This is a genomic window from Amycolatopsis sp. NBRC 101858 (genome assembly GCF_030269325.1).
Taxonomy (GTDB): Bacteria; Actinomycetota; Actinomycetes; order Mycobacteriales; family Pseudonocardiaceae; genus Amycolatopsis; species Amycolatopsis ponsaeliensis.
This window is the reverse complement of the sequence record NZ_BSTD01000005.1, coordinates 270,719-292,573: the sequence shown is the minus strand read 5'-3', so window position 1 is coordinate 292,573 and position 21,855 is coordinate 270,719. Positions and strand designations below refer to the sequence as shown.

The 21,855-nt window shown below is 70.9% G+C and carries 22 protein-coding genes; 3 read left to right on the top strand and 19 right to left on the bottom strand.

What is annotated here, in order from left to right:
- Positions 1–9 precede the first annotated feature (9 nt).
- The 14 genes from nuoK to QSK39_RS35385 all read right to left on the bottom strand — a co-directional run bounded on the left by nuoK (position 10) and on the right by QSK39_RS35385 (position 13,744).
- Positions 10–309 carry an NADH-quinone oxidoreductase subunit NuoK gene (gene nuoK / locus QSK39_RS35450; protein WP_003081840.1) on the bottom strand — a complete coding sequence of 100 codons (300 nt, stop codon included), beginning with the start codon at positions 307–309 and terminating at the stop codon, positions 10–12.
- On the bottom strand, positions 306–1,166 hold the full coding sequence (locus tag QSK39_RS35445; RefSeq protein ID WP_285482218.1) for an NADH-quinone oxidoreductase subunit J: 861 nt from the start codon (positions 1,164–1,166) through the stop codon (positions 306–308). The genes nuoK and QSK39_RS35445 overlap by 4 nt, the downstream gene beginning before the upstream one ends.
- Entirely contained in the window at positions 1,163–1,687 is a 525-nt protein-coding gene (gene nuoI / locus QSK39_RS35440) for an NADH-quinone oxidoreductase subunit NuoI (protein ID WP_086863135.1), read from the bottom strand. The genes QSK39_RS35445 and nuoI overlap by 4 nt, the downstream gene beginning before the upstream one ends.
- Positions 1,674–3,023 carry an NADH-quinone oxidoreductase subunit NuoH gene (gene nuoH / locus QSK39_RS35435; protein WP_285482217.1) on the bottom strand — a complete coding sequence of 450 codons (1,350 nt, stop codon included), beginning with the start codon at positions 3,021–3,023 and terminating at the stop codon, positions 1,674–1,676. The genes nuoI and nuoH overlap by 14 nt, the downstream gene beginning before the upstream one ends.
- On the bottom strand, positions 3,020–5,503 hold the full coding sequence (locus QSK39_RS35430) for an NADH-quinone oxidoreductase subunit G (protein WP_285482216.1): 2,484 nt from the start codon (positions 5,501–5,503) through the stop codon (positions 3,020–3,022). Before QSK39_RS35430 ends, nuoH begins: the two co-directional genes overlap by 4 nt.
- Positions 5,500–6,795, bottom strand: coding sequence for an NADH-quinone oxidoreductase subunit NuoF (gene nuoF, locus QSK39_RS35425; protein WP_285482215.1), 1,296 nt, complete (start codon positions 6,793–6,795; stop codon positions 5,500–5,502). Before nuoF ends, QSK39_RS35430 begins: the two co-directional genes overlap by 4 nt.
- Positions 6,795–7,673 (bottom strand): NADH-quinone oxidoreductase subunit NuoE, encoded by an 879-nt coding sequence (nuoE, locus tag QSK39_RS35420; RefSeq protein ID WP_285482214.1) that lies wholly within the window; start codon positions 7,671–7,673, stop codon positions 6,795–6,797. The genes nuoF and nuoE overlap by 1 nt, the downstream gene beginning before the upstream one ends.
- Entirely contained in the window at positions 7,670–9,001 is a 1,332-nt protein-coding gene (locus QSK39_RS35415; RefSeq protein WP_285482213.1) for an NADH-quinone oxidoreductase subunit D, read from the bottom strand. The genes nuoE and QSK39_RS35415 overlap by 4 nt, the downstream gene beginning before the upstream one ends.
- Positions 8,998–9,747 carry an NADH-quinone oxidoreductase subunit C gene (locus QSK39_RS35410; RefSeq protein WP_285482212.1) on the bottom strand — a complete coding sequence of 250 codons (750 nt, stop codon included), beginning with the start codon at positions 9,745–9,747 and terminating at the stop codon, positions 8,998–9,000. The genes QSK39_RS35415 and QSK39_RS35410 overlap by 4 nt, the downstream gene beginning before the upstream one ends.
- 4 nt (positions 9,748–9,751) lie before the next feature.
- The gene (locus QSK39_RS35405; RefSeq protein ID WP_020643101.1) at positions 9,752–10,300 is read right to left on the bottom strand and encodes a NuoB/complex I 20 kDa subunit family protein; all 549 of its coding nucleotides are present in this window, start codon (positions 10,298–10,300) and stop codon (positions 9,752–9,754) included.
- 4 nt (positions 10,301–10,304) lie between these two features.
- Positions 10,305–10,724: an NADH-quinone oxidoreductase subunit A gene (locus tag QSK39_RS35400; RefSeq protein ID WP_284750520.1), complete on the bottom strand. Its 420-nt coding sequence runs from the start codon at positions 10,722–10,724 to the stop codon at positions 10,305–10,307.
- Between the two features lie 478 nt (positions 10,725–11,202).
- Complete coding sequence (locus tag QSK39_RS35395) at positions 11,203–12,489, bottom strand: geranylgeranyl reductase family protein (RefSeq protein ID WP_285482211.1); 1,287 nt, start codon at positions 12,487–12,489, stop codon at positions 11,203–11,205.
- A 10-nt stretch (positions 12,490–12,499) separates the two neighbouring features.
- The gene (locus QSK39_RS35390; RefSeq protein ID WP_086838659.1) at positions 12,500–13,189 is read right to left on the bottom strand and encodes a demethylmenaquinone methyltransferase; all 690 of its coding nucleotides are present in this window, start codon (positions 13,187–13,189) and stop codon (positions 12,500–12,502) included.
- A 9-nt stretch (positions 13,190–13,198) separates the two neighbouring features.
- Positions 13,199–13,744, bottom strand: a complete 546-nt coding sequence (locus QSK39_RS35385) for a DUF4386 domain-containing protein (RefSeq protein WP_285482210.1) — start codon at positions 13,742–13,744, stop codon at positions 13,199–13,201.
- 53 nt (positions 13,745–13,797) lie between these two features.
- Here QSK39_RS35385 and QSK39_RS35380 point away from each other — a divergent pair, with 53 nt between their 5' ends.
- Positions 13,798–14,265, top strand: coding sequence for a MarR family winged helix-turn-helix transcriptional regulator (locus QSK39_RS35380; RefSeq protein ID WP_285482209.1), 468 nt, complete (start codon positions 13,798–13,800; stop codon positions 14,263–14,265).
- Here the strand turns inward: QSK39_RS35380 and QSK39_RS35375 are convergent.
- Both QSK39_RS35375 and QSK39_RS35370 read right to left on the bottom strand, forming a co-directional pair.
- Positions 14,252–15,361 (bottom strand): glycosyltransferase family 4 protein, encoded by a 1,110-nt coding sequence (locus QSK39_RS35375; RefSeq protein WP_285482208.1) that lies wholly within the window; start codon positions 15,359–15,361, stop codon positions 14,252–14,254. The genes QSK39_RS35380 and QSK39_RS35375 overlap by 14 nt on opposite strands.
- 1 nt (position 15,362) lies before the next feature.
- The gene (locus QSK39_RS35370; RefSeq protein WP_285482207.1) at positions 15,363–16,433 is read right to left on the bottom strand and encodes a glycosyltransferase family 4 protein; all 1,071 of its coding nucleotides are present in this window, start codon (positions 16,431–16,433) and stop codon (positions 15,363–15,365) included.
- A 176-nt stretch (positions 16,434–16,609) separates the two neighbouring features.
- On the opposite strand from QSK39_RS35370, the gene QSK39_RS35365 reads away from it, so the two are divergent.
- Together QSK39_RS35365 and QSK39_RS35360 are read left to right on the top strand one after the other, a co-directional pair.
- A complete protein-coding gene (locus QSK39_RS35365) occupies positions 16,610–17,446 on the top strand; it encodes an inositol monophosphatase family protein (protein ID WP_285482206.1) in 837 nt (278 codons plus the stop codon).
- A gap of 30 nt (positions 17,447–17,476) precedes the next feature.
- Positions 17,477–18,028, top strand: a complete 552-nt coding sequence (locus QSK39_RS35360; protein ID WP_285482205.1) for a GNAT family N-acetyltransferase — start codon at positions 17,477–17,479, stop codon at positions 18,026–18,028.
- Here QSK39_RS35360 and QSK39_RS35355 read toward each other — a convergent pair.
- From QSK39_RS35355 to menD, 3 genes are all read right to left on the bottom strand, one after another.
- A complete protein-coding gene (locus QSK39_RS35355) occupies positions 18,000–18,449 on the bottom strand; it encodes a DUF3592 domain-containing protein (protein WP_285482204.1) in 450 nt (149 codons plus the stop codon). The genes QSK39_RS35360 and QSK39_RS35355 overlap by 29 nt on opposite strands.
- 22 nt (positions 18,450–18,471) lie before the next feature.
- Complete coding sequence (locus QSK39_RS35350) at positions 18,472–19,992, bottom strand: M1 family metallopeptidase (protein WP_285482203.1); 1,521 nt, start codon at positions 19,990–19,992, stop codon at positions 18,472–18,474.
- Between the two features lie 158 nt (positions 19,993–20,150).
- On the bottom strand, positions 20,151–21,827 hold the full coding sequence (gene menD, locus QSK39_RS35345; protein WP_285482202.1) for a 2-succinyl-5-enolpyruvyl-6-hydroxy-3-cyclohexene-1-carboxylic-acid synthase: 1,677 nt from the start codon (positions 21,825–21,827) through the stop codon (positions 20,151–20,153).
- Between the last annotated feature and the right edge of the window lie 28 nt (positions 21,828–21,855).

Genomic DNA, 21,855 nt, shown 5'->3' with positions numbered 1-21,855 from the left:
CGGTGTCTCCTAGTACTTCAGCAGGTTGGTGTCGTCGACCGAAGCCGAGCGCCGGGTGCGGAAGATGGCCATGATGATCGCCAGGCCGACCACGACCTCGGCGGCCGCGACGACCATGACGAAGAACGCCATGATCTGGCCGTCGAGCCCGCCGTTGATCCGGGCGAACGTGACCAGCGACAGGTTCACGGCGTTGAGCATCAGCTCGATGCACATGAACACGACGATCGCGTTGCGCCGCACCAGCACGCCGACCGCGCCGAGCGCGAACAGCAGCGCCGACAGCAGCAGGTAGTACGTCGGGGTCATTCCTTCTCCCCTTCCGAAGCACCCTCGGAGCCGACCAGTGCGTGCGCGTCCGGGTGCTCGACGTCGTCCGACACGAGCTTGCGTTCCTTCGCCAGCTCGATCGCCGAGGTGGACTCGATGATCGCCGAGAGCGACTCCGGGGCGACCGAACCGTCGGGCAGCAGCGCCGGCGTCGCCACCGAGTTGGCGGTGGCGAAGACACCCGGGCCGGGCAGCGGCGAAGGCCGGTCGTGCTCACCGCGGAAGCGGGCGACGACCAGTTCCTTCTGCGTCTGCTTGCCGCCCTTGCCGTGCCGGTCGGTGAAGGCCAGCACCATCGCGCCGACCGCGGCGGTGATGAGCAGCGCCGACGTCAGCTCGAACGGGAACAGGTAGTCGGTGAAGATCAGCTTGCCGAGGCCCTTGGGCCCGCCGCCGGCCGATGTCGTCGAGTCGAGCGGCGTGGCCGGGGTGACGTTCGCCAGCGCCCGGTAGATGCCGGTGGCCAGCAGCGCGGCCATCCCGATGCCGAGCACGGTGGCGGCGAGCCGCTGTCCACGCAGGACCTCGACGACCGAGTCGGAGCTCTCGCGGCCGACCAGCATCAGCACGAACAGGAACAGCATCATGATCGCGCCGGTGTAGACGATGATCTGCGTGAAGCCCAGGAACGGCGCCGACTGGATCATGTACAGCGCGCCCAGGCTCAGCATCGTGAGCACCAGCCACAACGCCGAGTGGACGGCGTTGCGGGAGAAGATCATGCCGAGGCCGCCGAGCAGCGAGAGCGGGCCGAGGATCCAGAACGCGATCGCCTCGCCGGTCGTCACGCCCGCGGCGGCGCCGGTCGGGGCCTGGGCCAGAAGTGCGGAGATCACTTCGGGGCCTCCCCACGCGCCAGCTCCGGACCGTTCACGTAGTAGTCCTGCTCGTTCTCGCCGAGCCGCATCGGGTGCGGCGGCTGCTCCATGCCGGGCAGCAGCGGCGCGAGGAGGTCTTCCTTCGTGTAGATCAGCCGCTGGCGGTCGTCGTCGGCCAGCTCGTAGAAGTTGATCATCGTCAGCGACCGCGTCGGGCACGCCTCGATGCAGAGGCCGCAGCCGATGCAGCGCAGGTAGTTGATCTGGTAGTCCGCGCCGTACCGCTCGCCCGGGGAGTACCGGGCTTCCTCGGTGTTGTCACCGCCCTCGACGAAGATCGCGTCCGCCGGGCACGCCCACGCGCACAGCTCGCAGCCGACGCACTTCTCGAGGCCGTCCGGGTGGCGGTTCAGCTGGTGCCGGCCGTGGTACCGCGGGGCGGCGGGGGCGCCGGCCTCGGGGTACTCCTCGGTGGCGACCTTCTTGAACATCATCCCGAAGGTGACGCCGAAGCCCTTGACGGGATCAAGAAACCCCATCTTGCGCTCCTTCCTTTGCGGTACCGACGGCAGCCGGCTTGCGCCGGGCCGCCTTCGCCTCGGCCTTGGCCAAAGCCTTCTGACGCGGGGTGGTCTGCGGGACCTTGAGGTCCAGCGGCGGGACCGGGAAACCGCCGCCGGTCACCGGGATGGTCTCGCTCTCCTCTTCGCGGCCCGACGCGCGGACGTAGAAGAACAGGGCGATGACGATGAAGAGCGCGACCGCGGCGATGATGATCGACGCGGTGTTCCAGGCGATGACCTTCGCGAAGGTCACCATGATGATCCACACCAGGTTCAGCGGGACCAGGACCTTCCAGCCCAGGCGCATGAACTGGTCGTAGCGCAGGCGGGGCAGCGTGCCGCGCAGCCAGATGAACCCGAACAGCAGGATGAACATCTTCGCGAAGAACCACAGCACCGGCCACCAGCCGGTGTTGAGGACGTTGTTCCCGATCAGCGACAGCGGCCACGGGGCCATCCAACCGCCGAGGAACAGCGTCGTCGCGAACGCCGAGACGATCACCATGTTGACGTACTCGGCGAGGAAGAACATCGCGAACTTCATCGAGCTGTACTCGGTGTGGAAGCCGCCGACCAGCTCCGACTCGGCCTCGGGGAGGTCGAACGGGGCGCGGTTGGTCTCGCCGACCATCGAGATCAGGTAGATCACGAAGCTCGGGACCAGGTAGAGGAACCACGCCTTGTGCTGCGCGCCGACGATGTCGGCCAGGTTCAGCGACCCGGCCTGCAGGATCACCGCGACGATCGAGAGGCCCATCGCGATCTCGTAGGAGATCACCTGCGCCGCGCTGCGCATGCCGCCGAGCAGCGGGTACGGCGAGCCGGACGACCAGCCGGCGAGCACGATGCCGTAGACGCCGATCGAGGAGCAGGCCAGGATCACCAGCGCGCTGACCGGCAGGTCGAGCAGCTGCAGCACGGTCCGCTCGCCGAAGATCGACACCACCGGGCCGAACGGGATGGCCGACAGCGCGATCAGCGAGGGCACCACGCACATGACCGGCGCGAGGAAGTACACCTTGCGGTCGGCGGTGTCCGGGATGATCTGTTCCTTGAACGGCAGCTTGATCGCGTCCGCGAGGGACTGCAGGTAGCCGTTCGGGCCGACCCGGTTGGGGCCGGGCCGGTTCTGCATCCGGCCGACGGCCTTGCGCTCCCAGACGATCAGCAGGATCGTCAGGATCGGGCCGATCAGCAGGACGACCACGCACTTGAGCAGGATCAGCCAGAACGGGTCGTCCGCCAGCAGCGCCGCCCGCGTCGCCGCGTCCGGCACACTGCCCACAGCCGCTTCAGCCAGCAACGGTGTCACTGTTCACCCCCAGCGAGGTTCACCACGGCGCCGTGCCCGGCGCCGAGCGTCTTGAACACGGCGGAGCCGTCGGAGTTGCCCGGCAGCCACACGACGCCGTCCGGCAGGTCCGCGATCTCCACCGGCAGCGTGATCGCGCCGCGTTCGGTGCTCACCTTCACGGTGGCGCCCAGCCCTTCGGCGGTCTTCGCGGACAGCCGCGCGACCGGAGTGCGCTGGGTGCCCTTCAGGTGCGGCTCGCCGTCCTGCAGCGACCCGTTGTCGATCAGCTGACGCCAGCTCGACAGCACCGCCTGGCCGGCACCGGGGGCCGGGGAAGTCACAGTGGCTCCGCCGGTCTCCGCCTCGACGTTGCCCCAGCGCAGTGCCGAGGCCGGGCCGAGCTTCTCGAAGTCGCCGCGGGCGGCAGCCGGCGTCTGCGTGAACAGGTCGGCGTCCATCTCGACGGCGAGGGTGTCGAGCACCCGGCAGTCCGGCAGGGTGCCGACGCCTTCGATGGTGATGTCGAACGGGCGGGTGCGGCCCTCCCAGTTGAGGAAGCTGCCCGCCTTCTCGTCGGTGGCGGCCACCGGGAGCACGACGTCCGCGCGCTCGGTCACCGCGCTGTGGCGGAGTTCGAGGCTGACGACGAAGCCGGCGTTGTCCAGTGCGCGCAGCGCGAGGTCCGGGTCCGGCAGGTCGAACGGGTCGACGCCGCCGACGATCAGGCCGCCCAGCTCACGGCTCGACGCGGCCTGCAGGATGCCGGTGGTGTCGCGGCCCGGCGCGGCCGGGATCGGGACGCCCCAGGCGTTTTCGACGGCGACGCGAGCCGCGTCGTCGCCCACCCGGTGCCCGCCCGGCAGCAGCGTCGGCACGCAGCCGACCTGCAGCGCGCCCCGGTCGCCGGCGCGGCGCGGGATCCACGCGAGCCGGACACCGGTGCGCTCGACCAGGTCGTGCAGCGCGGAGAACAGGCCGGGCACCTGGGCGGCGCGCTCGCCGACCAGGACGACGGCGTGCTCACCGCTCAGGGCCTCGTCGAGGTCCGGCGCGTGCTTGGTGATGCCCTCGATCGCCGCGGCCTCCTGGCCGGGGACGCAGGCGAGCAGCTCACCGAACGTCTTCTGCACCGACGACGTCGTCCACTGTCCCAAGTGGACGACCCGGGTGCGGTTCTTGCGGGCCGCCTTGCGCAGCCGCAGGAACACGATCGGCGCCTCGTCCTCGGGCTCGAACGCCACGCACAGGACCGTGCGGGCCCGCTCGATCTCGGCGAAGGTGACGCCGGACTCCGGCGTCACGCCCACGACGTGCGAGGTGAGGAAGGCCAGCTCCTCGGCCGAGTGCGGCCGGGCGCGGAAGTCGACGTCGTTGGTCCGCAGGGCGACGCGGGCGAACTTCGAGTACGCGTAGGCGTCCTCGACGGTCAGCCGGCCACCGGGCAGGACGCCGACGCCACCGTTGGCGCGGGCCTCGGTGAGACCGGCGGCCGCGGCACGCAGCGCGTCGGTCCAGGACGCCTCTTCCAGCTCACCGGTCTCGCGGTTGCGGACCAGCGGACGCCGGATGCGGTCCTCGGCGCCGGTGTAGCGGAAGGCGAAGCGGCCCTTGTCGCAGATCCACTCCTCGTTGACCTCGGGGTCGTCGCCGGCCAGCTTGCGCTGGACCTTGCCGCGCCGGAAGTCGGTGCGCTCGGCGCAGCCGGACGAGCAGTGCTCGCAGACGCTCGGCGAAGACACCAGGTCGAACGGGCGGGAGCGGAACCGGTAGGCGGCGCTGGTGAGCGCACCGACCGGGCAGATCTGGATGACGTTGCCGGAGAAGTAGCTCTGGAACGGCTGGCCGGACGTCGTCCGCGAGGCCAGGTCCAGGACGTCCGCCGTCTCCGCGGTGCCGATCTGCTGGTGGGCGCCGCGTTCGAGGAGCTCGATGAACGGGTCGCCGGCGATCTCGCGGGAGAACCGGGTGCAGCGCTGGCAGAGCACGCAGCGTTCGCGGTCCAGCAGCACCTGCGTCGAGATCGGCAGCGGCTTCGGGAACGTCCGCTTGGTGTCGACGAACCGCGACTCCGCGCGGCCGTGGGCCAGCGCCTGGTTCTGCAGCGGGCACTCGCCGCCCTTGTCGCAGATCGGGCAGTCCAGCGGGTGGTTGATGAGCAGCAGCTCCATCACACCCTGCTGGGCCTTGTCCGCGACCGGCGACGTCAGCTGCGTCTTGACGACCATGCCGTCGGCGACGGTCATCGTGCAGGACGCCTGCGGCTTCGGCATCGGCCGGCCGCCCATCTCGACCTCGACCAGGCACTGGCGGCAGGCGCCCGCCGGGTCGAGGAGCGGGTGGTCGCAGAACCGCGGGATGACCGTGCCGAGGCGTTCGGCCGTGCGGATCAGCAGCTCGCCCTTGGGGGCGATGACCTCTTCGCCGTCGATGACCAGCTTGACGTGGCCTTCGGGGACCGGCGTTTCCTTGGTCTCGGGCTTGTCGGGCGCGATCGTCATGCCTGCGCTCCCACGAGTTCGGGCTTGGTCTGTTCGTGCCGGTTCTTCTCGCAGAGCGCGAGGAACTCGTCGCGGAAGTACTTGATGCCGCTCTGGATCGGCGACACCGCGCCGTCGCCGAGGGCGCAGAACGACCGGCCGAGGATGTTGTCGCAGACGTCGAGGAGGGTGTCGATGTCCTCTTCGGTGCCGTGGCCCTCGACCATGCGCTCGAGGATCTGCGCCAGCCAGTACGTGCCTTCGCGGCACGGCGTGCACTTGCCGCAGGACTCGTGCTCGTAGAACTGCGTCCACTTCATCACGGCCCAGGGCACCGACACCGTCTCGTTGAAGACCTGGACGGCGGTGGTGCCGAGCATCGAGCCGGCCTCCGCGGCGCCTTCGAAGTCCAGCGGGACGTCGAGGTGCTCGGCGGTGAACATCGGGGTGGACGAGCCGCCCGGGGTCCAGAACTTGAGCGGGATCCCGTCCTTCATGCCGCCCGCCATGTCCAGCAGCTCGCGCAGCGTCGTGCCGAGCGGGCACTCGTACTGGCCGGGCTTCTCGACGTGGCCGGAGATCGAGTAGATCTTCGGGCCGGGCGACTTCTCGCGGCCCATCTCGCGGAACCAGCTGGAGCCGCCGTTGACGATGAACGGCGCGCTCGCGATGGTCTCGACGTTGTTGACCGTGGTCGGCGCGGCGTACAGGCCCGCGGCGGCCGGGAACGGCGGCTTGAGCCGCGGCTGGCCGCGACGGCCTTCCAGCGAGTCGAGCAGCGCCGTCTCTTCACCGCAGATGTACGCGCCGGCGCCGGCGTGCACGGTGATCTTCAGGTCGAAGCCCGAGCCGAGGATGTTCTCGCCCAGGTAGCCCGCCGCTTCGGCTTCGCGCACGGCCGCGTTGAGGCGGCGGATGCAGTGCAGCGCCTCGCCGCGGACGTAGATGAAGCAGTGGTTGGACCGCATCGCGTACGAGGCGATGATGCAGCCCTCGATGAGCGAGTGCGGGTCCGCCATCATCAGCGGGATGTCCTTGCACGTCCCGGGCTCGCCTTCGTCGGCGTTGATCACCAGGTAGTGCGGCTTGTCGAAGTTCGGCGGCATGAACGACCACTTGATGCCGGCCGGGAAGCCCGCGCCGCCGCGGCCGCGCAGGCCCGAGTCCTTGACCAGCTGGACGAGCTGCTCCGGCGTGCCGGCGAGCGCCTTGCGGATGGCCGTGTAGCCCTCCAGCGCCTCGTACGTCCCGATCTGCCAGGAGTTCGGCGACAGCCAGCGCTTCGTGAGGACCGGCGTAATGGGATCAGCCATTACTTCTTCTCCCCCTCTTTATCGGGCAGAGTCGGCAAGGGGACGTCCTGGGCGACCGGGGCGACCCAGCCGCGCTCCTGCGCGATCTGCGCGCCCCGCAGGGTTTCGACGGCCTGCGAAGGACCGTCGACGTCGGTGCGGTACTGGCGCTCGTCCTCCGGGAAGAACCCGGCGAGCTGCAGCTCGGCGCCCTTGAAGCTCGACAGCGGGGCACCGCGCGTCGGGGCCGGCTTCTTGCCGGCCTGCAGCGCGTCGACCAGCGCGACGGCCTTGTCCTCGGTCTGGTTGTCGAAGTACTCGTAGTTGACCTGGATGACCGGCGCGAGGTCGCAGGCCGCGAGGCACTCGGCGTGCTCGAGGGTGATCGAGCCCGGCTCGTTCGGCGTGCCCGCGGTCTCGTTGTGCCCCAGCGGCTTCTCCTCGGAACCGAGGTGCGTCTGGAGCTTCTTGTAGATCGCGTCGCCACCCATGGCCGCGCAGAGCGTGTTGGTGCAGACGCTCACGAGGTGCTCGCCGCACGGCTTGCGCTTGTACATCGTGTAGAACGTCGCGACCGCGCTGACCTCGGCGTCGGACAGCTCGAGCTGCTTCGCGCAGAACGCGATGCCCTCCTGGCTGACGTAGCCCTGCACCGACTGCACCAGGTGCAGCATCGGCAGCAGCGCCGAGCGGGACACCGGGTAGCGCGCGATCAGGTCCTGCGCCCGCGCGACGACGCCTTCGTCGAAGATGTCTTCGAGCGGCGTGTCTTCGATGATCCCGGCGGCGACCTCGGGGTCGGGCGCGATGGCGATCACGTCGACGTCGCCACCTGCGGCAGCGTGCGTCCGGTCGGCCGCGTTCGGCCCGGGTTCGGGCACTGCGGTGGAAGAAGTCATCGGTCCACTCCCCCCATGACGGGGTCGATCGAGGCGATCGCGGCGATCACGTCCGCGACCAGGCCGCCTTCGGCCATGGCGGGCATCGACTGCAGGTTCACGAAGCTCGGTTCGCGCACGTGGACCCGCAGCGGCCGCGTGCCGCCGTCGGACACCAGGTGCGCGCTCAGCTCGCCGCGCGGCGACTCGACCGAGGTGTAGACCTGCCCGGCCGGCACCTTGAAGCCCTCGGTGACCAGCTTGAAGTGGTGGATCAGGGACTCCATCGACTGGCCCATGATCTTCTTGACGTGCTCGAGCGAGTTGCCCATGCCGTCGCTGCCGATCGACAGCTGCGCGGGCCAGGCGACCTTCTTGTCCTCGACCATGACCGGGCCCGGCTCGAGCTTCTCGAGGCACTGCTCGATGATCTTGAGGCTCTCGTGCATCTCGTGCACCCGGATCAGGTAGCGCGACCAGCAGTCGGCGCCGTTGTCCACCGGCACGTCGAAGTCGAACTCGTCGTAGCAGGAGTACGGCTCGGTCTTGCGCAGGTCCCACGGGAGGCCGGCGCTGCGCAGCACCGGGCCCGTGACGCCGAGCGCGAGGCACGCGTCGACCGGCAGGTAGCCCACGCCCTTGAGCCTGTTCCGCCAGATCGGCTGCCCGGTGAACAGCTTGTCGTACAACGGAAGGCGCTGCTTCATCGTCTTGATGAATTCGCTGACCTTCTCGTGGTAGTCCTCGGGCATGTCCTGCGCGAGGCCGCCGGGGCGGATGAACGCGTGGTTCATGCGCAGGCCGGTCAGGTGCTCCAGCAGGTGCAGCACCTCTTCGCGCTCGCGGAAGCCGAGCGTCATCGCGGTGGTCGCGCCGAGCTCCATGCCGCCGGTGGCGATGTAGACGAGGTGCGAGCCGATCCGGTTGATCTCCAGCAGCATCACGCGCAGCAGCTGCGCGCGGCGCGGGGCCTCGATCTGCAGCAGCTTCTCGACGCCGAGGCAGTAGGCCATCTCGGTGGAGAGCGGCGCCAGGTAGTCCATGCGCGTCACGAAGGTGACGCCCTGGGTCCAGGTGCGGTACTCGCAGTTCTTCTCGATGCCGGTGTGGAGGTAGCCGATGACCGACCGCAGCTGCGTGACGGTCTCGCCCTCCATCTCCAGCACGAGCCGGAGCACGCCGTGCGTCGACGGGTGCTGCGGGCCCATGTTGATGACCATGCGCTCGTCGTGCGCCGCGTCGGCGATGACGTCGTCCCAGTCACCGCCGGAGACGCTGTAGACGCGGCCTTCTGTCGTGTCGCGCGAGTCGGCTTCCGGGACTTCCGTCGTGTCGTCGTTGATGGTCACGAGTACGACCTCCGCTGGTCCGGCGGCGGGATCTCCGCGCCCTTGTATTCGACCGGGATCCCGCCGAGCGGGTAGTCCTTGCGCTGGGGGTGGCCGTCCCAGTCGTCCGGCATGAGGATGCGGGTGAGCGCCGGGTGGCCGTCGTAGACGATGCCGAACATGTCCCAGGTCTCCCGCTCCTGCCAGTCGGCGGTCGGGTACAGCCCGACCAGCGACGGCACGTGCGCGTCCTCGATGTCGAGGGTGACCTCGAGCCGGATCCGGCGCCGGTAGGTCAGGGACGTGAAGTGGTACACCGAGTGCAGCCGCTGCGGGACGTCGACGCCGTAGTCCACCCCGGACACCGAGGACAGCAGCTCGAAGCGGAGGCCGCCGTCGTCGCGCAGCACCTTCGCGATCGCGACGAGGTGCTCGCGGGCGACGTAGAAGGTGATCTCGCCGCGGTCGACCGTCGTCTGCAGGATCGCTTCGGCGGGGATCTTGTTGTCCGACAGGGCCGCGTAGAACTCGTCGGCGAACTGGTCGAACCAGCCGCCGTACGGGCGCTCGGCCGGCGCGGGGCTGTAGGCCGGGAGCCGGACGCCGCCGTAGCCGGAGGTGTCGCCGGTGCCGTGGACGCCGAACATGCCCTGGCGTTCGCGGCCGGTGACGACGGACTCGGCGGGGCGGGCGCCGCTCGGCTCGAGGCCGCCCTCCGGACGGTCGGCGCTGGACTGCTCTTCGCCGGGTTGGGGGTTCTCAGTCATCGCTCTACTTCTTCGCGTACTTGATCGACGACGCGACGAGCTCGGTGCGGGCCCCGCTGGCGGCGCGGATGGCGGCGCGGCGGGCGTTGATCGGCTCGTCCTGGATCTTGGCGTGCAGCTTGAGGATCGCGTCCAGCAGCATCTCCGGCCGCGGCGGGCAGCCGGGCAGGTACATGTCGACCGGCACGATGTGGTCGACGCCCTGGACCACGGCGTAGTTGTTGAACATGCCGCCGGAGGAGGCGCAGACGCCCATGGCGAGGACCCACTTGGGCTCGGCCATCTGGTCGTAGATCTGGCGCAGGACCGGGGCCATCTTCTGCGTGACCCGGCCGGCGACGATCATCAGGTCGGCCTGCCGCGGCGTCGCGCTGAAGCGCTCCATGCCGAAGCGGGCGATGTCGTAGCGGGAGCCGCCGACCGTCATCATCTCGATCGCGCAGCAGGCGAGCCCGAAGGTGGCCGGCCACATCGAGTTCTTCCGCGACCAGTTGACGAGACCTTCGAGACTGGCCAGCAGGATGCCGTTGGGGAGTTTCTCTTCGAGGCCCATGGGTCTAGTTCCAATCCAGGCCGCCGCGCCGCCACACGTAGGCGTACGCGAAGCCGACCGTCGCGATGAACAGCAGGATCTCCACCAGGCCGAACGTGCCCAGCGCGTTCGCCTGCACGGCGAACGGGTAGAGGAAGACCATCTCGATGTCGAACAGGATGAACAGCATCGCGGTGATGTAGTAGGCCACCGGCATCCGCCCGGCGCCGACGAGCGGCTGCGGGGACGGCTCGATGCCGCACTCGTACGCCTCGAGCTTCGCCTTGTTGTACCGGCTGGGGCCGACGAGCGGGCCTAGCAGCACCGACAGCACGGCGAAGCCGAGCGCGAGGACGAACAGGATCACGATGGGCAGGTAGGGCTTCAGGCTGGGGGCCTCTTGCGCCAGCTGCACCGTGTCGGTTCGGGTCAGCAACGTCAGCACGGGGTCTTCGCCATCCTTTCCGCGCCGATGCGGTTGTGCTTGTGGTGGGAACCGCTTGGCCTCGTCGGCACCCTAAGGGACCTGGGTCACACCGCCGAGGGTCAGGGTCTCCTTACGGCCCGTGGCCGGGCCGGGTGGGGGAAAACAGAGTGCTTGTGAAATAGTTCACAAGCCACTCGTCGCGGATGTGAAGGGATTCACAAAGCATGGGGGGAGTGTAGGACGCGACTCACATTCTTGTCCCTAGCCCCCCGTGTTATAAGGGTGCCCTAACTTCCGGCGCCAACGTTGTCACGACGAGGCAACGGTGCGCGTTCGACCTGCGCGAAGGCCCCTCAAGATCGCGAAACGGCCGGACAAACAGGGCGCTGACCTGTGACCTATCCCACTGACCGCACGGCCAACTTGTTGGGCCACCCGTGTGTCCGCGCGCGAAAAGGGCGGCACTTCACGGGGAAGTGCCGCCCTTGACCAAGAGTCAGCGCGGGCTGGGAGCGGCCTTCGCGAGAGCCGAGATGAGCCGGTCCACGCCGTCGCCGCCCTTGGCGTCGTAGCAGCCCGAGAGGCCCTTGTAGACCAGCGGCAGGATCTTGTTGATGCGCAGGCCGTACTTGGTGCACGCGTGCATGATCTTCGGCTTGCCGATGATCTTCGCAAAGACGTTGCCCAGCTGGTAGTAGCCGCCCATCAGCTCGCGGACCGCGCGCGGGTACGCCTCCAGCGCCCGCTCGCGCGAAGGCCCTTCACGGCGGGCCAGGGCCTGGACCACGACCTCCGCCGCGATCTGGGCGGACTCCATGGCCGCGGAGATGCCTTCGCCGTTGAACGGGCTGACCATGCCGCCCGCGTCGCCGAGCAGCAGCAGGCCGTCGCGGTAGTGCGGGGTGCGGTTGAAGCCCATCGGGAGACCGGCGCCGCCGACCTTGCCGATCGCGTTCTCCTCGCGGTAGCCCCACTCCTCCGGCGTCCCGTCGAGCCACTGGCGCAGCAGCGCGCGGTAGTCGGTGTTCCGGAACGACGCCGACGTCGAGAGCATGCCGAGGCCGACGTTCACCGTGCCGTCGCCGAGCGGGAACGCCCAGCCGTAGCCCGGCAGCAGCTTCGGGTCACGCGGGTCGGACTTGTCCCACAGCTCGAGGTGCCCCTCGATGAACGGGTCGTCGTGGCGCGGGCTCTTGTAGTACTGGCGCACGGCCACGCCCATCGGGCGCTTCTCGTTCTTCTGGATGCCGACGCTCAGCGCGAGCCGGGCGGACACGCCGTCGCAGGCCAGGACCAGCGGCGCGCGGTACTTCACCGGCGTCCGCTCGGGGCCGACCTTCGCCTCGACGCCGACCACGCGCCCGGTGGCGTCGGTGATGGCGCTGGTGACGGTGGTGCGCTCGTACAGCCGCGCGCCTGCCTTCACCGCGAGCTTCGCGAGCAGGTCGTCGAAGTCGTGCCGGGTGCGGGAAACGCCGTACGGCGGGTAGCTCGTCAGGTCCGGCCAGTCGAGCTCGAGCGTGAGGTCGCCGGTGAGGATCCGCAGGCCGCGGCTGTGCACCCAGCCCGCGTCCTCGCTGGTGTCGATCCCCAGGTCGATGAGCTGCTTGACGCCGCGCGGGGTCAGGCCGTCGCCGCAGACCTTCTCGCGCGGGAACTCGGTCTTCTCCAGCAGCAGGACGTCGACCCCCGACCGGGCGAGGTAGGTCGCGACGGTGGACCCGGCCGGTCCGGCGCCGACGACGATGACTTCGGCGTCCTGGTCAGGGCTACGACGGCTCATAGACGCGAGTTTAGGCAGGCTTGCGCGCGCGGTGGATCGCCACGACGCCGAATGTGAGGTTCAACCACTCCACGTCGGCCCAGCCCGCGCTCGCGATGATCTCGCCGAGCGTGCGCTGGTCCGGCCAGGCCAGCATCGATTCGGCCAGGTAGGAGTAGGCCTCGGGGTTGGACGACGTCCGCTTGCCGACCCACGTGAGCAGCTTCAGCATGAACCGCCGGTGGATGAACCGGATCGGGGCGAACGGCGGCGTCGAGACCTCGCAGATCACCAGGCGGCCGCCCGGCTTGACCACGCGGGCGATCTCGGTCAGCGCCGCCTTCGTGTCGACGAAGTTGCGCAGCGCCAGCGAGATCGTCACGGCGTCGAAGCTCTCGTCGGCGAACGGCAGGTTGAGCGCGTCCGCGGCGACCATCGGGACCTTGCGGTGCAGCCCGGCACGCAGCATGCCGAACGAGAAGTCCGCGGCCAGGCACCAGGCGCCACCGCGGGCGTACTCGACGGTGGACACCCCGGTGCCGGCGGCGAGGTCCAGGACCTTCTCGCCGCGGCGAGCGTCGAGCACGCGGGCGGTGGTGGTGCGCCAGCGCCGGTCGAAGCCGAAGGTCATGAACGAGTTCGCCCGGTCGTACCCGTCCGCGACGCCGTCGAACATCGCGGCGACTTCGTGCGGGTCCTTGTCCAGGCTTGCGCGTGACATGGCTTGAGATTAGTCGCGGGGCTTCAGGAAGGTCGCGAGCACCAGCCAGATGAGGCCGCCGAAGCGTCCTACCGGGATCAGCGGGTAGAGCACGTCGGTCAGCATGCCGAACGCCGAAAGCCCGGCCAGCGCGGCGATGACGTACCCGGTGACGGCCAGCCACTTTCGTTCGGTGCGCGCTACGACCGCGATGAGCAGCGCGAGGGGCACGGCGAACCCGAAGGCACCGCTCGCGAAGGCCAGCGAGGTGAAGGCGCGGGCGAGGTCCGGGTTCTGGGCGGCCGTCCAGGTGGCGAGCCCGCTCAGCACCAGGCTCCCGGACGCGAGGAGGCCGCCGGCGAACCCGAGCTGCGGCGGTCTGGCGGCCGCGGTCCAGGTCGCGAGGGACAGCCCCGCCCCGAAGACGACGAGGGCCAGGAGCTGGACCAGGCCCTGGTGGGTGGCGTCGTAGGCCGCGACTTCGGCGGCGGAGGAGCCCGGACGGGTGCCGGTGGCGCCGAGGACGCCCCCGGCGACGGTGAACAGGCCGTAGGCGGTGATCGCAATTCGTTTCATACCTTAAACGATTACACTGGTGTAATCGATTGTCAACGACTATCGTTCCGGCCATGGAAGCTCCCCGGTTCGGCAGCGCGTTCCTGCTCGCCCAGGTCGGCGCGCACGCGGCGCAGCGGTTCACCGAGCGCATCGGCGAACTGGACCTGACGCCGCCGCAGGTCGGGCTGCTGCGGCTGGTCGCGTCGCGGCCGGGGCAGAGCCAGCAGGCGCTGGCGAAGCAGCTCGGCACGCCCGCGACGCGGCTGGTCCCGCTGGTCGACGGCCTGGAGAAGCGCGGCCTGATCGAACGGCGCCGCAACGCCGAGGACCGGCGGCTCTACGCGCTGGAGCTGAGCCCGTCGGGCCGGGAGCTGATGGGCCGCGTCGCGCAAACGGCGGTGTCCCACGACCGCACGATTACCGCGGTGCTCACCGAGGACGAACGCGCGACGCTCCACGCGCTCCTGACGAAGATCGCCGACGACCAGGGCCTCACCCCCGGCGTCCACCCGGGGTACAGCCGCCTCAAGAGTTCGTGAAAGCGGCCAGCATCCCCGCCACCGAGGCGGGCCAGGTGAACTCCTCGGCCCGCGCCCGGGCGGCCGCGCGGCGCAGGTCCTCCGGGCTCTCGAGCAGGTCCGTCACCGCCGTCGCGAACGCCGGCGCGTGGTCGTCCACCGCCGCGCCGCAGCCCGGCCGGACGATCTCCCGCAGCGCCGACGACGCCGACACCACCACCGGCGTCCCGGACGCCAGCGCCTCCAGGGCGGCGAGCCCGAACGTCTCGTGCGGGCCGGGCGCCAGGGAGACGTCCGCGCTGGCCAGCAGCTTCGCGACGTCGCCGCGGCCGGACAGGAACCCCAGGAACGTCACCGGCAGGCCGCGCGCCCGGCGCTCCAGGGCCCGGCGGCGCGGCCCGTCGCCCGCCACCACCAGCCGGACCCGCGCGCCCGCCTCCGTCAGCTCCGCCACGGTGTCCACACTGCGCTCGACGTGCTTCTCCGGCGACAGGCGTCCACAGTGGACGAGCAGCGCGTCCGCTCCCCCGGCGAGATCCGAGCGCCAGCCGGCGTCGCGCATGGCGGGCCGGAACGTCGCCAGGTCGACGCCGAGCGGCACGCGGTGGACGTTCGGCGCCTCGATCCGGTCGAACTCGGCGCGTGCGAACGCCGTCGTGCAGACGACCGTGTCGTAGCTCGCGGCCATCCGCCGGTTCGCGACGTCGGCGACGCGGCGCGCCACCGGCTCGGGCAGCAGGAACTGCTCCAGCAGCCGGTCGAGGCGCTCGTGCGAGATGACCGTGCTCGGGACGCCGTGGCGCCGCGCCCAGCCACCCATCCCCCGCAGCGTCAGCCGGTCCGACACCTCCAGCCGGTCGGGTTCGAGCCTGCGCAGGACCGCGCGGACCCGGTGCGGGTCGACGGCCCGGTAGCCGCCGGTGCCCGGGATCTTCGGCGCCGGCAGGGAAAACCGGCGCACGCCGGTGGGCAGGACCTCGTCGGCGTACCGCGTGCCGGGCACCACCAGCGTCACCTCGTGCCCGCTCGCGACGTACCCCGCGCCGAGGTGGTGCAGCGCCGTGCGAAGCCCGCCCGAGCGCGGCCCGTAGAAGTTCGCGAGCTGGACGATGTGCATGTCAGGCCGCGCGGGCGGCCCGGCCCTGCACGGCTTCGTAGTGGCCCATCAGCTCGCGGCAGACGGCGGGCCAGGTGCGGCCCAGCACCACCTTGCGCGCCTTCTCGCCGAGCCGCGCCCGCAGCGCGGGATCGCGCAGCGCGCCGACCTTCTCGACGAGCGCCGGGCCGAACGCCTCGCGGTCCGCGGGCAGCAGGTAGCCGGTGCGGCCGGGCAGGACGAGGTCCTTCGGGCCGCCCGCGTCCGGCGCGAGCACCGGCAGGCCGGACGCCATCGCCTCCTGCACCGCCTGGCAGAACGTCTCGTGCGGACCGGTGTGGACGAAGACGTCGAAGCTCGCGTACGCCTTCGAGAGCTCGTCGCCGTACTTCGCGCCGAGGAAGGCCGCGCCGGGCAGCTGCTCCCGGAGGCTTTCGAGCTCGGGCCCGTCGCCGACCACGACCAGGCGGATCCCCGGCATCCCGGCCAGCGCGGCCAGCCGGTCGACCTCCTTCTCGGGCGCCAGCCTGCCGACGAACCCGACGAGCAGCTCGCCGTCGGGTGCCAGCTCGGCCCGCAGCGCCGCGTCGGCGTGCTCCGGCGAGAACCGCTCGATGTCGACGCCCCGCGCCCACCGGTGCACGCGCGGGACGCCGTGCAGCTCGAGCTGCGCGACCGAGTCGCTGGACGGCGCCAGCGTCCGGTCGGCCCGCGAATGCAGCCGCCGCACCCAGCGCCACGCGGCCCGCGCGGCGATGCCGAAGCCGTACGCGGCGGCGAACCCGGCGATGTCGGTCTGGTAGACGGCGATCGACGGGACGCGCAGCCGTCTCGCGGCGGCCAGCCCGCGCGCGCCGACGACGAACGGCGAGGCCAGGTGCACGACGTCCGGGCCGAACGCGGCGAGCGCGGTGAGCACCGTGCGCGTCGGCAGGCCGATCGGCAGGGAGTTGACCCCGGGGAAGTCGAGCGCGGGGATCCGGACGACCGGGGCGCCGCGGTAGGAGTCCGGGCCGGGCCCGGGGGCGATGATCAGCACGTCGTGGGCGCGTTCGCGCAGGTGCTCGACGACCCGCAGGACGGAGTTGGTCACGCCGTTCACCTGGGGCAGGAAACTCTCGGTGACTATGGCGACTCGCACGTTCCGACCATCGCACCCGATCCTGGCGGCCGCGTGACACCGCGGCCAACGCTGCCGGAACAGATCCGCCACGACATGTCATCTCAAGGTCGTGTCCCGGAAACCAGCGGGGCCCAGACTAAGCAGGCATGACCCTCTTGTCCTCCCGGCCGCCGCGGCCCGTCGAGCCCGGCCTGCTGTCGAGGGCGCTCGAAGTGGCCGGACGGCTGGCCAACGACGCCACCGACGTGATCACCGCGACCGCCGGCCGCGGCGCCCACCCGTCGACGCTGGACTCGCCCTTCGACTGGGTCACCGACACTGACCGGATCCTGGAGCGGCACACGCGCCGCGTCCTGACCGCGGAGTTCCCGGGCATCCCGGTGGTCGGCCACGAGTTCGGCGCGGACCACGGCGCGGACGTCGCCGAGTACCGCTGGGTGGTCGACTCGGTGGACGGCACGGCGAACTACGTGGCGGGGGTGCCGTGGTGCGCGTACAGCCTGGCGTTGGTCGACGCGGCGGGGCCGGTGGTGGGCGTGGTGGCGGACCCGTACCGGGCCCAGATCTACGCGGCCGCGCGCGGCCGCGGGGCCCGCGCGAACGGCAAGCCGGTCAAGCTGACGGACCGCTGCGTGACGGCGGGCGCGCTGGTCTGCACGGAGTTCGCCCGCCAGGGACCGTGGCCGGGCATGGGCGGCTTCATCGAGCGCGCGGCGGCAGCACACACGGGGGTGCGGGTGCTGGGCTCGGCGGCGTTGTCGATCGCCCAGGTGGCGCTGGGGCACGCGGCCGCGGCGGTGCTGCACAGCTACCACGAGTGGGACGTGGCCGGCTCGGTGGCGATGGCGATCGAGGCGGGCGCGGTGGTCCTGGACCGCCACGGCGACGACACGGCGTTGCCGACGGACGGCCTGCTGGTCGCGGCGCCGGGCGTGGCGGACGAGGTGCTGGGGTGGTGGCAGGAGACGGCCCACGCGGGCTAATCGGGTTGCGCGCGCTGTGAAGATCGGGGCATGCCCACCCTCCACACGCCGCGGCTCACGCTCGTGCCCCTGGCCGATGAGCACCTCGAGCTGGAGTACGAGCTGGACTCCGATCCCGAGGTCATGCGCTACCTCACCGGCCGGGCCGCGACCCGGGACGAAGTCGCGCAGGCCCACCGTCGGAGGATCGCCGTCGCGCCCGGGTTCGGGTTCTGGATGGGCTTTGCCGGTGACGACTTCGTCGGCTGGTGGATCTTGCGCCCGCCGCACGGCCCCGACCAGCCGGACGTCGAAGGGGAAGCCGAGCTCGGCTACCGGTTGCTGCGCCGGCACTGGCGGCAGGGCTACGCCCGCGAAGGGTCACTCGAGCTCATCCGGTACGGCTTCGAGGTGCTGGGCCTGGACCGCGTCTTCGCCCAGACGATGGCCGTCAACACCCCGTCGCGCGCGACGATGACCTCGGCCGGGCTCACGTTCGCGAGGGCGTTCACCTCGGCCGAGGACTACGACGACCCCATCGACGGGGCCGAGCAGGGCGAAGTCGAGTACGAGATCACGCGGAAGACGTGGCTGGCGCGGTAGCCCGCTTGTCCAGCCGCCGGATCCACCACAGCAGCGGCCCCGCCACCAGCCACGTGAAGAACACGAAGCTCCCCAGCGGCAGCAGCGTCAACGCCGCCGACCGGCCGGCCACCCGGGCCAGCTCCGGATCGGACGCGTCGTACTCGATGCGCACCAGCTGGCCCGCCGCCAGGCCGTCCGGGTAGAGGACGCCGTTGGCCGGGCTGTGGACGATGCCGTCCGGGGTCTCGAAGTGGATGATCGTGCGGTCGAACGCCACCGAGTCCACGGTCGCGTTCGCCGTGCCGAGCTGGGCCGCGATCGCGCCGTCGTTGCGGATCGCCGCGAACAGGAGGCACACGCACATGACGGTGAGGAGCGAGGCGACGCCGAGGGCGGTCCACCACCCGACGCGCCTCACCCGCTCACCTCTCGTGCTCACGCGGCGAGCGTAGCGGTCTCGCTCAGTGCGTGTGTTCCGCGGCGAGATTCCGGTGGTTCGCCTGGATCTGGTCGAACGACTTCGGCTTCGCGACAGACGCCGAACGCGCCGTGAACGCAGCCGGCGCGGCGCCGTTCGGGCCCACCGCCGGCTTGCCCGCCGTGTACAGCCAGGTCTGGAACAGGTCGTACAGCGGCTTGCCCGAGACCTTCTCGGCCAGCGCGATGAACTCCTGGATGCGCCCGTTCGACCCGCCCTTCTGGGCCTGCCACGTCTGCAGGATCTTGAAGAACGCGTCGTCGCCGACGGCCGTCCGCAGCGCCTGCAGCGTCAGCGCGCCGCGGTCGTACACGGCGTTGTCGAACTGGTTGTCCGCGCCCGGGTCGGCCGGGACGAGCTTCCACAGGTCGCCGTCGGCCGGGTTGGAGTCGTAGGTGTACTGCGCGAGCTCGGCGACCGTGCCCTCACCCTCGTGCTCCGACCACAGCCACTCGGCGTAGGACGCGAAGCCCTCGTTCAGCCAGATGTCGCTCCAGCGGCCGAGCGAGACGTTGTCGCCGAACCACTGGTGGGCGTTCTCGTGCGCGATCAGCGTCGTGTTGGAGCCCGCGCGGAAGTTGCGCGCACCGTAGGTCGGCCGGGTCTGGTTCTCCAGCGAGAAGGTGATGCCGCTGGTCACGACGCCGCCCTCGGCCTCGAACGGGAACGGCCCGAACTTCGTCGCCAGGAACGCGTCGATCTCCGGTGTGCGCTCGACGCTGGCCTTGGCCGCGTACAGCGAGTCGCCGAGGTCGGAGCCGTACGCCGTGATGAACGGCTTGCCGTCCGGGGTGGTCGACTGGTTCAGCTCGTACTTGCCGACGATGAACGACGTCAGGTAGGTGGCCTGCGGCTTCGTGCTGCGCCACTGCCAGCGCGTCCAGCCGGCGCGGCTCTTGACCGTCCGGACGAGCGTCCCGTTGGTGACGGCGACGTTGTCGTCCGGGGCCTCGATGGTGACGTCGTAGGTCGCCTTGTCGGTCGGGTGGTCGTTGGCCGGGAACCACCAGGCGGAGCTCTGCGGCTCGTCGACGCCGAGCGCGCCGAAGGAGCCCTTCTTCCACGCGTTGATGCCGTCGACCTTCTCGGTCGACGGGGTGTCCGAGTAGGCGACGACGACGGTCGCGGTCTGGCCCTTGAGCAGCGGCTGCGCCGGCGTGACGACGAGCTCGCCGTTGCCGGTCTGGTTCGTGAACTGCGCGGGCCGGTTGTTCACCAGCACGCTGGACGCCTTGAGCGCGAAGTCCAGGTCGAACCGCGACAGGTCCTGCGTGGCGGTGAGCAGCAGCGTGGTGGTGCCCGCGAGGACGTCGGTCGCGGGCTGGTAGGTCAGGCGGATGTCGTAGTGCAGCACGTCCGTCCCGCCGTTGCCGGCGTTCGGGTAGTACGAGTCACCGACGCCAGGAGCACCGGGCGCCGGGGCCGCACTGGCGGTACCGGCGAGCAGCACCGAGGCGACCCCGGCCGCGAGCACACCGAGGCCGGTGCGAGTTCTTGCACGCATTCGAATCCCTCCAACGGGTGAGGTTCAGCGCGGTCGAACGTAACCAGCCAAGGAGGTGCCAGGTACAGCCAAAGGAAGGTTCTTGCCTACTGGGATCAAGATCGGAAACCGCTTGACGTGGTGGTTTGTCCCGGTCGGCCGACCGGAACCCCAGCCGGTCAGGCCGCCGAGACGGCCGCCCCGACCGCCGCCCGCAGGCGGCCGTGCAGGTCCCGGTGCCGCGACCGGTCCACCCGCACCTCGACCACCCGCAACCCCGGCGCCGGCCGCAGCGCCGCGCGGAACTCCGTCAGCGTCTCCGCCACCACGTGCGGGACCCGGTACCCCGCGCACAACGCGCCCAGGTCCGCGCCGTGCGGTGTCCCGAACACCCGCTCGAAGCTCGCCGAGTGCTCCGGTGCGCCCTGCTCCAGCAGCGAGAAGATCCCGCCGCCGTCGTCGTTGCACACCACGATCGTCAGGTCCGGGCGCTGCTCCGCCGGGCCCGTCAGCAGCCCCGACGCGTCGTGCAGGAACGTCAGGTCACCCAGGAGCGCGTACGACGGCCCGCGGTGGACGTACGCCGCGCCGATCGCCGTCGAGACCGTTCCGTCGATGCCCGCCACCCCGCGGTTGCGGTGCACCAGGACGTCCGGGCGCAGCCGGCCCGCCAGCGCGACGTCGCGCGTCGGGTTGGACGAGCCCACCACCAGCAGCGAGTCGGCCGGCAGCGCGTCCACCAGCTCGGACGCCACCCGCAGCCCCGACGGCCACGGCTCCGCGTCCAGCACCGCCGAAACCGCCGCGGACGCCGCCGCGTCGGCGTGGCGCCAGCTCGCCAGCCACTCCGGGTCGGCCGGCTTGGTCGGCTCGTCGAACCACTGCCCGACCTGCCGGACGTTGTGCGCGGGCGCCGGCCAGTCCGAGTCCGGGCGCACCAGCAGGACCTCGATCGACGGGTCCGAAATCACCTTCTGGATCTGCCGGAACACCGTCGGCCGGCCGAGGCACAGCACCTGCTCGGGCTTGTGCTTCGCGATGAACTCCTCGACGCCCAGCAGCCACGCGCCGGACGAGATCGCCGTGCCGCCGGACAGGCCCAGCCCGCCCGTCTCCGACACCACCGGCCAGCCGTGCTGCTCGGCCCACTCGCTGGCCGCCTGGACGCCGGTGTCGCACGCGATCACCAGGCCGTGGCGCGCCGAAGGCACCACGAACGACGGCAGTGCGCCGAAGTCGGGCAGCTCGGTCCAGCGGGAGCCGTCGGCGCGGCCGTCCAGGGACTCGTACCACTCGCCGTCATCGTCCAAATCGGGCACGAGCGGCTCGCGGAACGGGATGTTCAGGTGCACCGGCCCGCAGCGCCACTCGCCGTAGGCGGCGTTCCACGCCCGGCAGATCTGGCTGCGCCAGTACGAGTTCTGGCCGGCCCGGCGCTCGGCGACGGCCAGCTCGTCGAAGTAGCGGGCGGCGTTGCCGAACAGCCGGTGCTGGTCGATGACCTGCGACGCACCCGCGGCCCGCAGCTCGGGCGGCCGGTCGGCGGTCAGCACGATCAGCGGGACGCCGGCGCGGTCGGCCTCCAGCACGGCCGGGTGGAAGTTCGCGGCCGCGGTGCCGGACGTGCAGAGCACGGCCACCGGGCGGCCGGTGCGCGCGGCGATGCCGAGGGCGAGGAAGGCGGCCCCGCGCTCGTCGATGCGGACGTGCAGCCGGAGTTTCCCGGCGGCGGCCGCGTCATACAGCGCGATCGACAGCGGCGCGTTGCGGGAGCCCGGGCAGAGGACGACGTGCGAAACGGTGTTGCGGACGAGTTCGTCGACGATGACCCTGGCCTGCGCGGTGGAAGGGTTCACCGGCAGGCTCCAGACTGATCGCTTGTGT

Excerpts from the sequence above, each read along its gene's own strand:
- QSK39_RS35360 (WP_285482205.1), top strand. The coding sequence starts at position 17,477 with ATGCCCACCCTCCACACGCCGCGGCTCACGCTCGTGCCCCTGGCCGAT.
- QSK39_RS35375 (WP_285482208.1), bottom strand. The coding sequence starts at position 15,361 with ATGCACATCGTCCAGCTCGCGAACTTCTACGGGCCGCGCTCGGGCGGG.
- nuoF (WP_285482215.1), bottom strand. The coding sequence starts at position 6,795 with ATGGCTGATCCCATTACGCCGGTCCTCACGAAGCGCTGGCTGTCGCCG.
- QSK39_RS35380 (WP_285482209.1), top strand. The coding sequence starts at position 13,798 with ATGGAAGCTCCCCGGTTCGGCAGCGCGTTCCTGCTCGCCCAGGTCGGC.
- QSK39_RS35390 (WP_086838659.1), bottom strand. The coding sequence starts at position 13,189 with ATGTCACGCGCAAGCCTGGACAAGGACCCGCACGAAGTCGCCGCGATG.
- nuoK (WP_003081840.1), bottom strand. The coding sequence starts at position 309 with ATGACCCCGACGTACTACCTGCTGCTGTCGGCGCTGCTGTTCGCGCTC.
- QSK39_RS35410 (WP_285482212.1), bottom strand. The coding sequence starts at position 9,747 with ATGACTGAGAACCCCCAACCCGGCGAAGAGCAGTCCAGCGCCGACCGT.
- QSK39_RS35385 (WP_285482210.1), bottom strand. The coding sequence starts at position 13,744 with ATGAAACGAATTGCGATCACCGCCTACGGCCTGTTCACCGTCGCCGGG.
- QSK39_RS35405 (WP_020643101.1), bottom strand. The coding sequence starts at position 10,300 with ATGGGCCTCGAAGAGAAACTCCCCAACGGCATCCTGCTGGCCAGTCTC.
- QSK39_RS35430 (WP_285482216.1), bottom strand. The coding sequence starts at position 5,503 with ATGACGATCGCGCCCGACAAGCCCGAGACCAAGGAAACGCCGGTCCCC.
- QSK39_RS35350 (WP_285482203.1), bottom strand. The coding sequence starts at position 19,992 with ATGCGTGCAAGAACTCGCACCGGCCTCGGTGTGCTCGCGGCCGGGGTC.
- QSK39_RS35365 (WP_285482206.1), top strand. The coding sequence starts at position 16,610 with ATGACCCTCTTGTCCTCCCGGCCGCCGCGGCCCGTCGAGCCCGGCCTG.
- nuoI (WP_086863135.1), bottom strand. The coding sequence starts at position 1,687 with ATGGGGTTTCTTGATCCCGTCAAGGGCTTCGGCGTCACCTTCGGGATG.
- QSK39_RS35395 (WP_285482211.1), bottom strand. The coding sequence starts at position 12,489 with ATGAGCCGTCGTAGCCCTGACCAGGACGCCGAAGTCATCGTCGTCGGC.
- nuoE (WP_285482214.1), bottom strand. The coding sequence starts at position 7,673 with ATGACTTCTTCCACCGCAGTGCCCGAACCCGGGCCGAACGCGGCCGAC.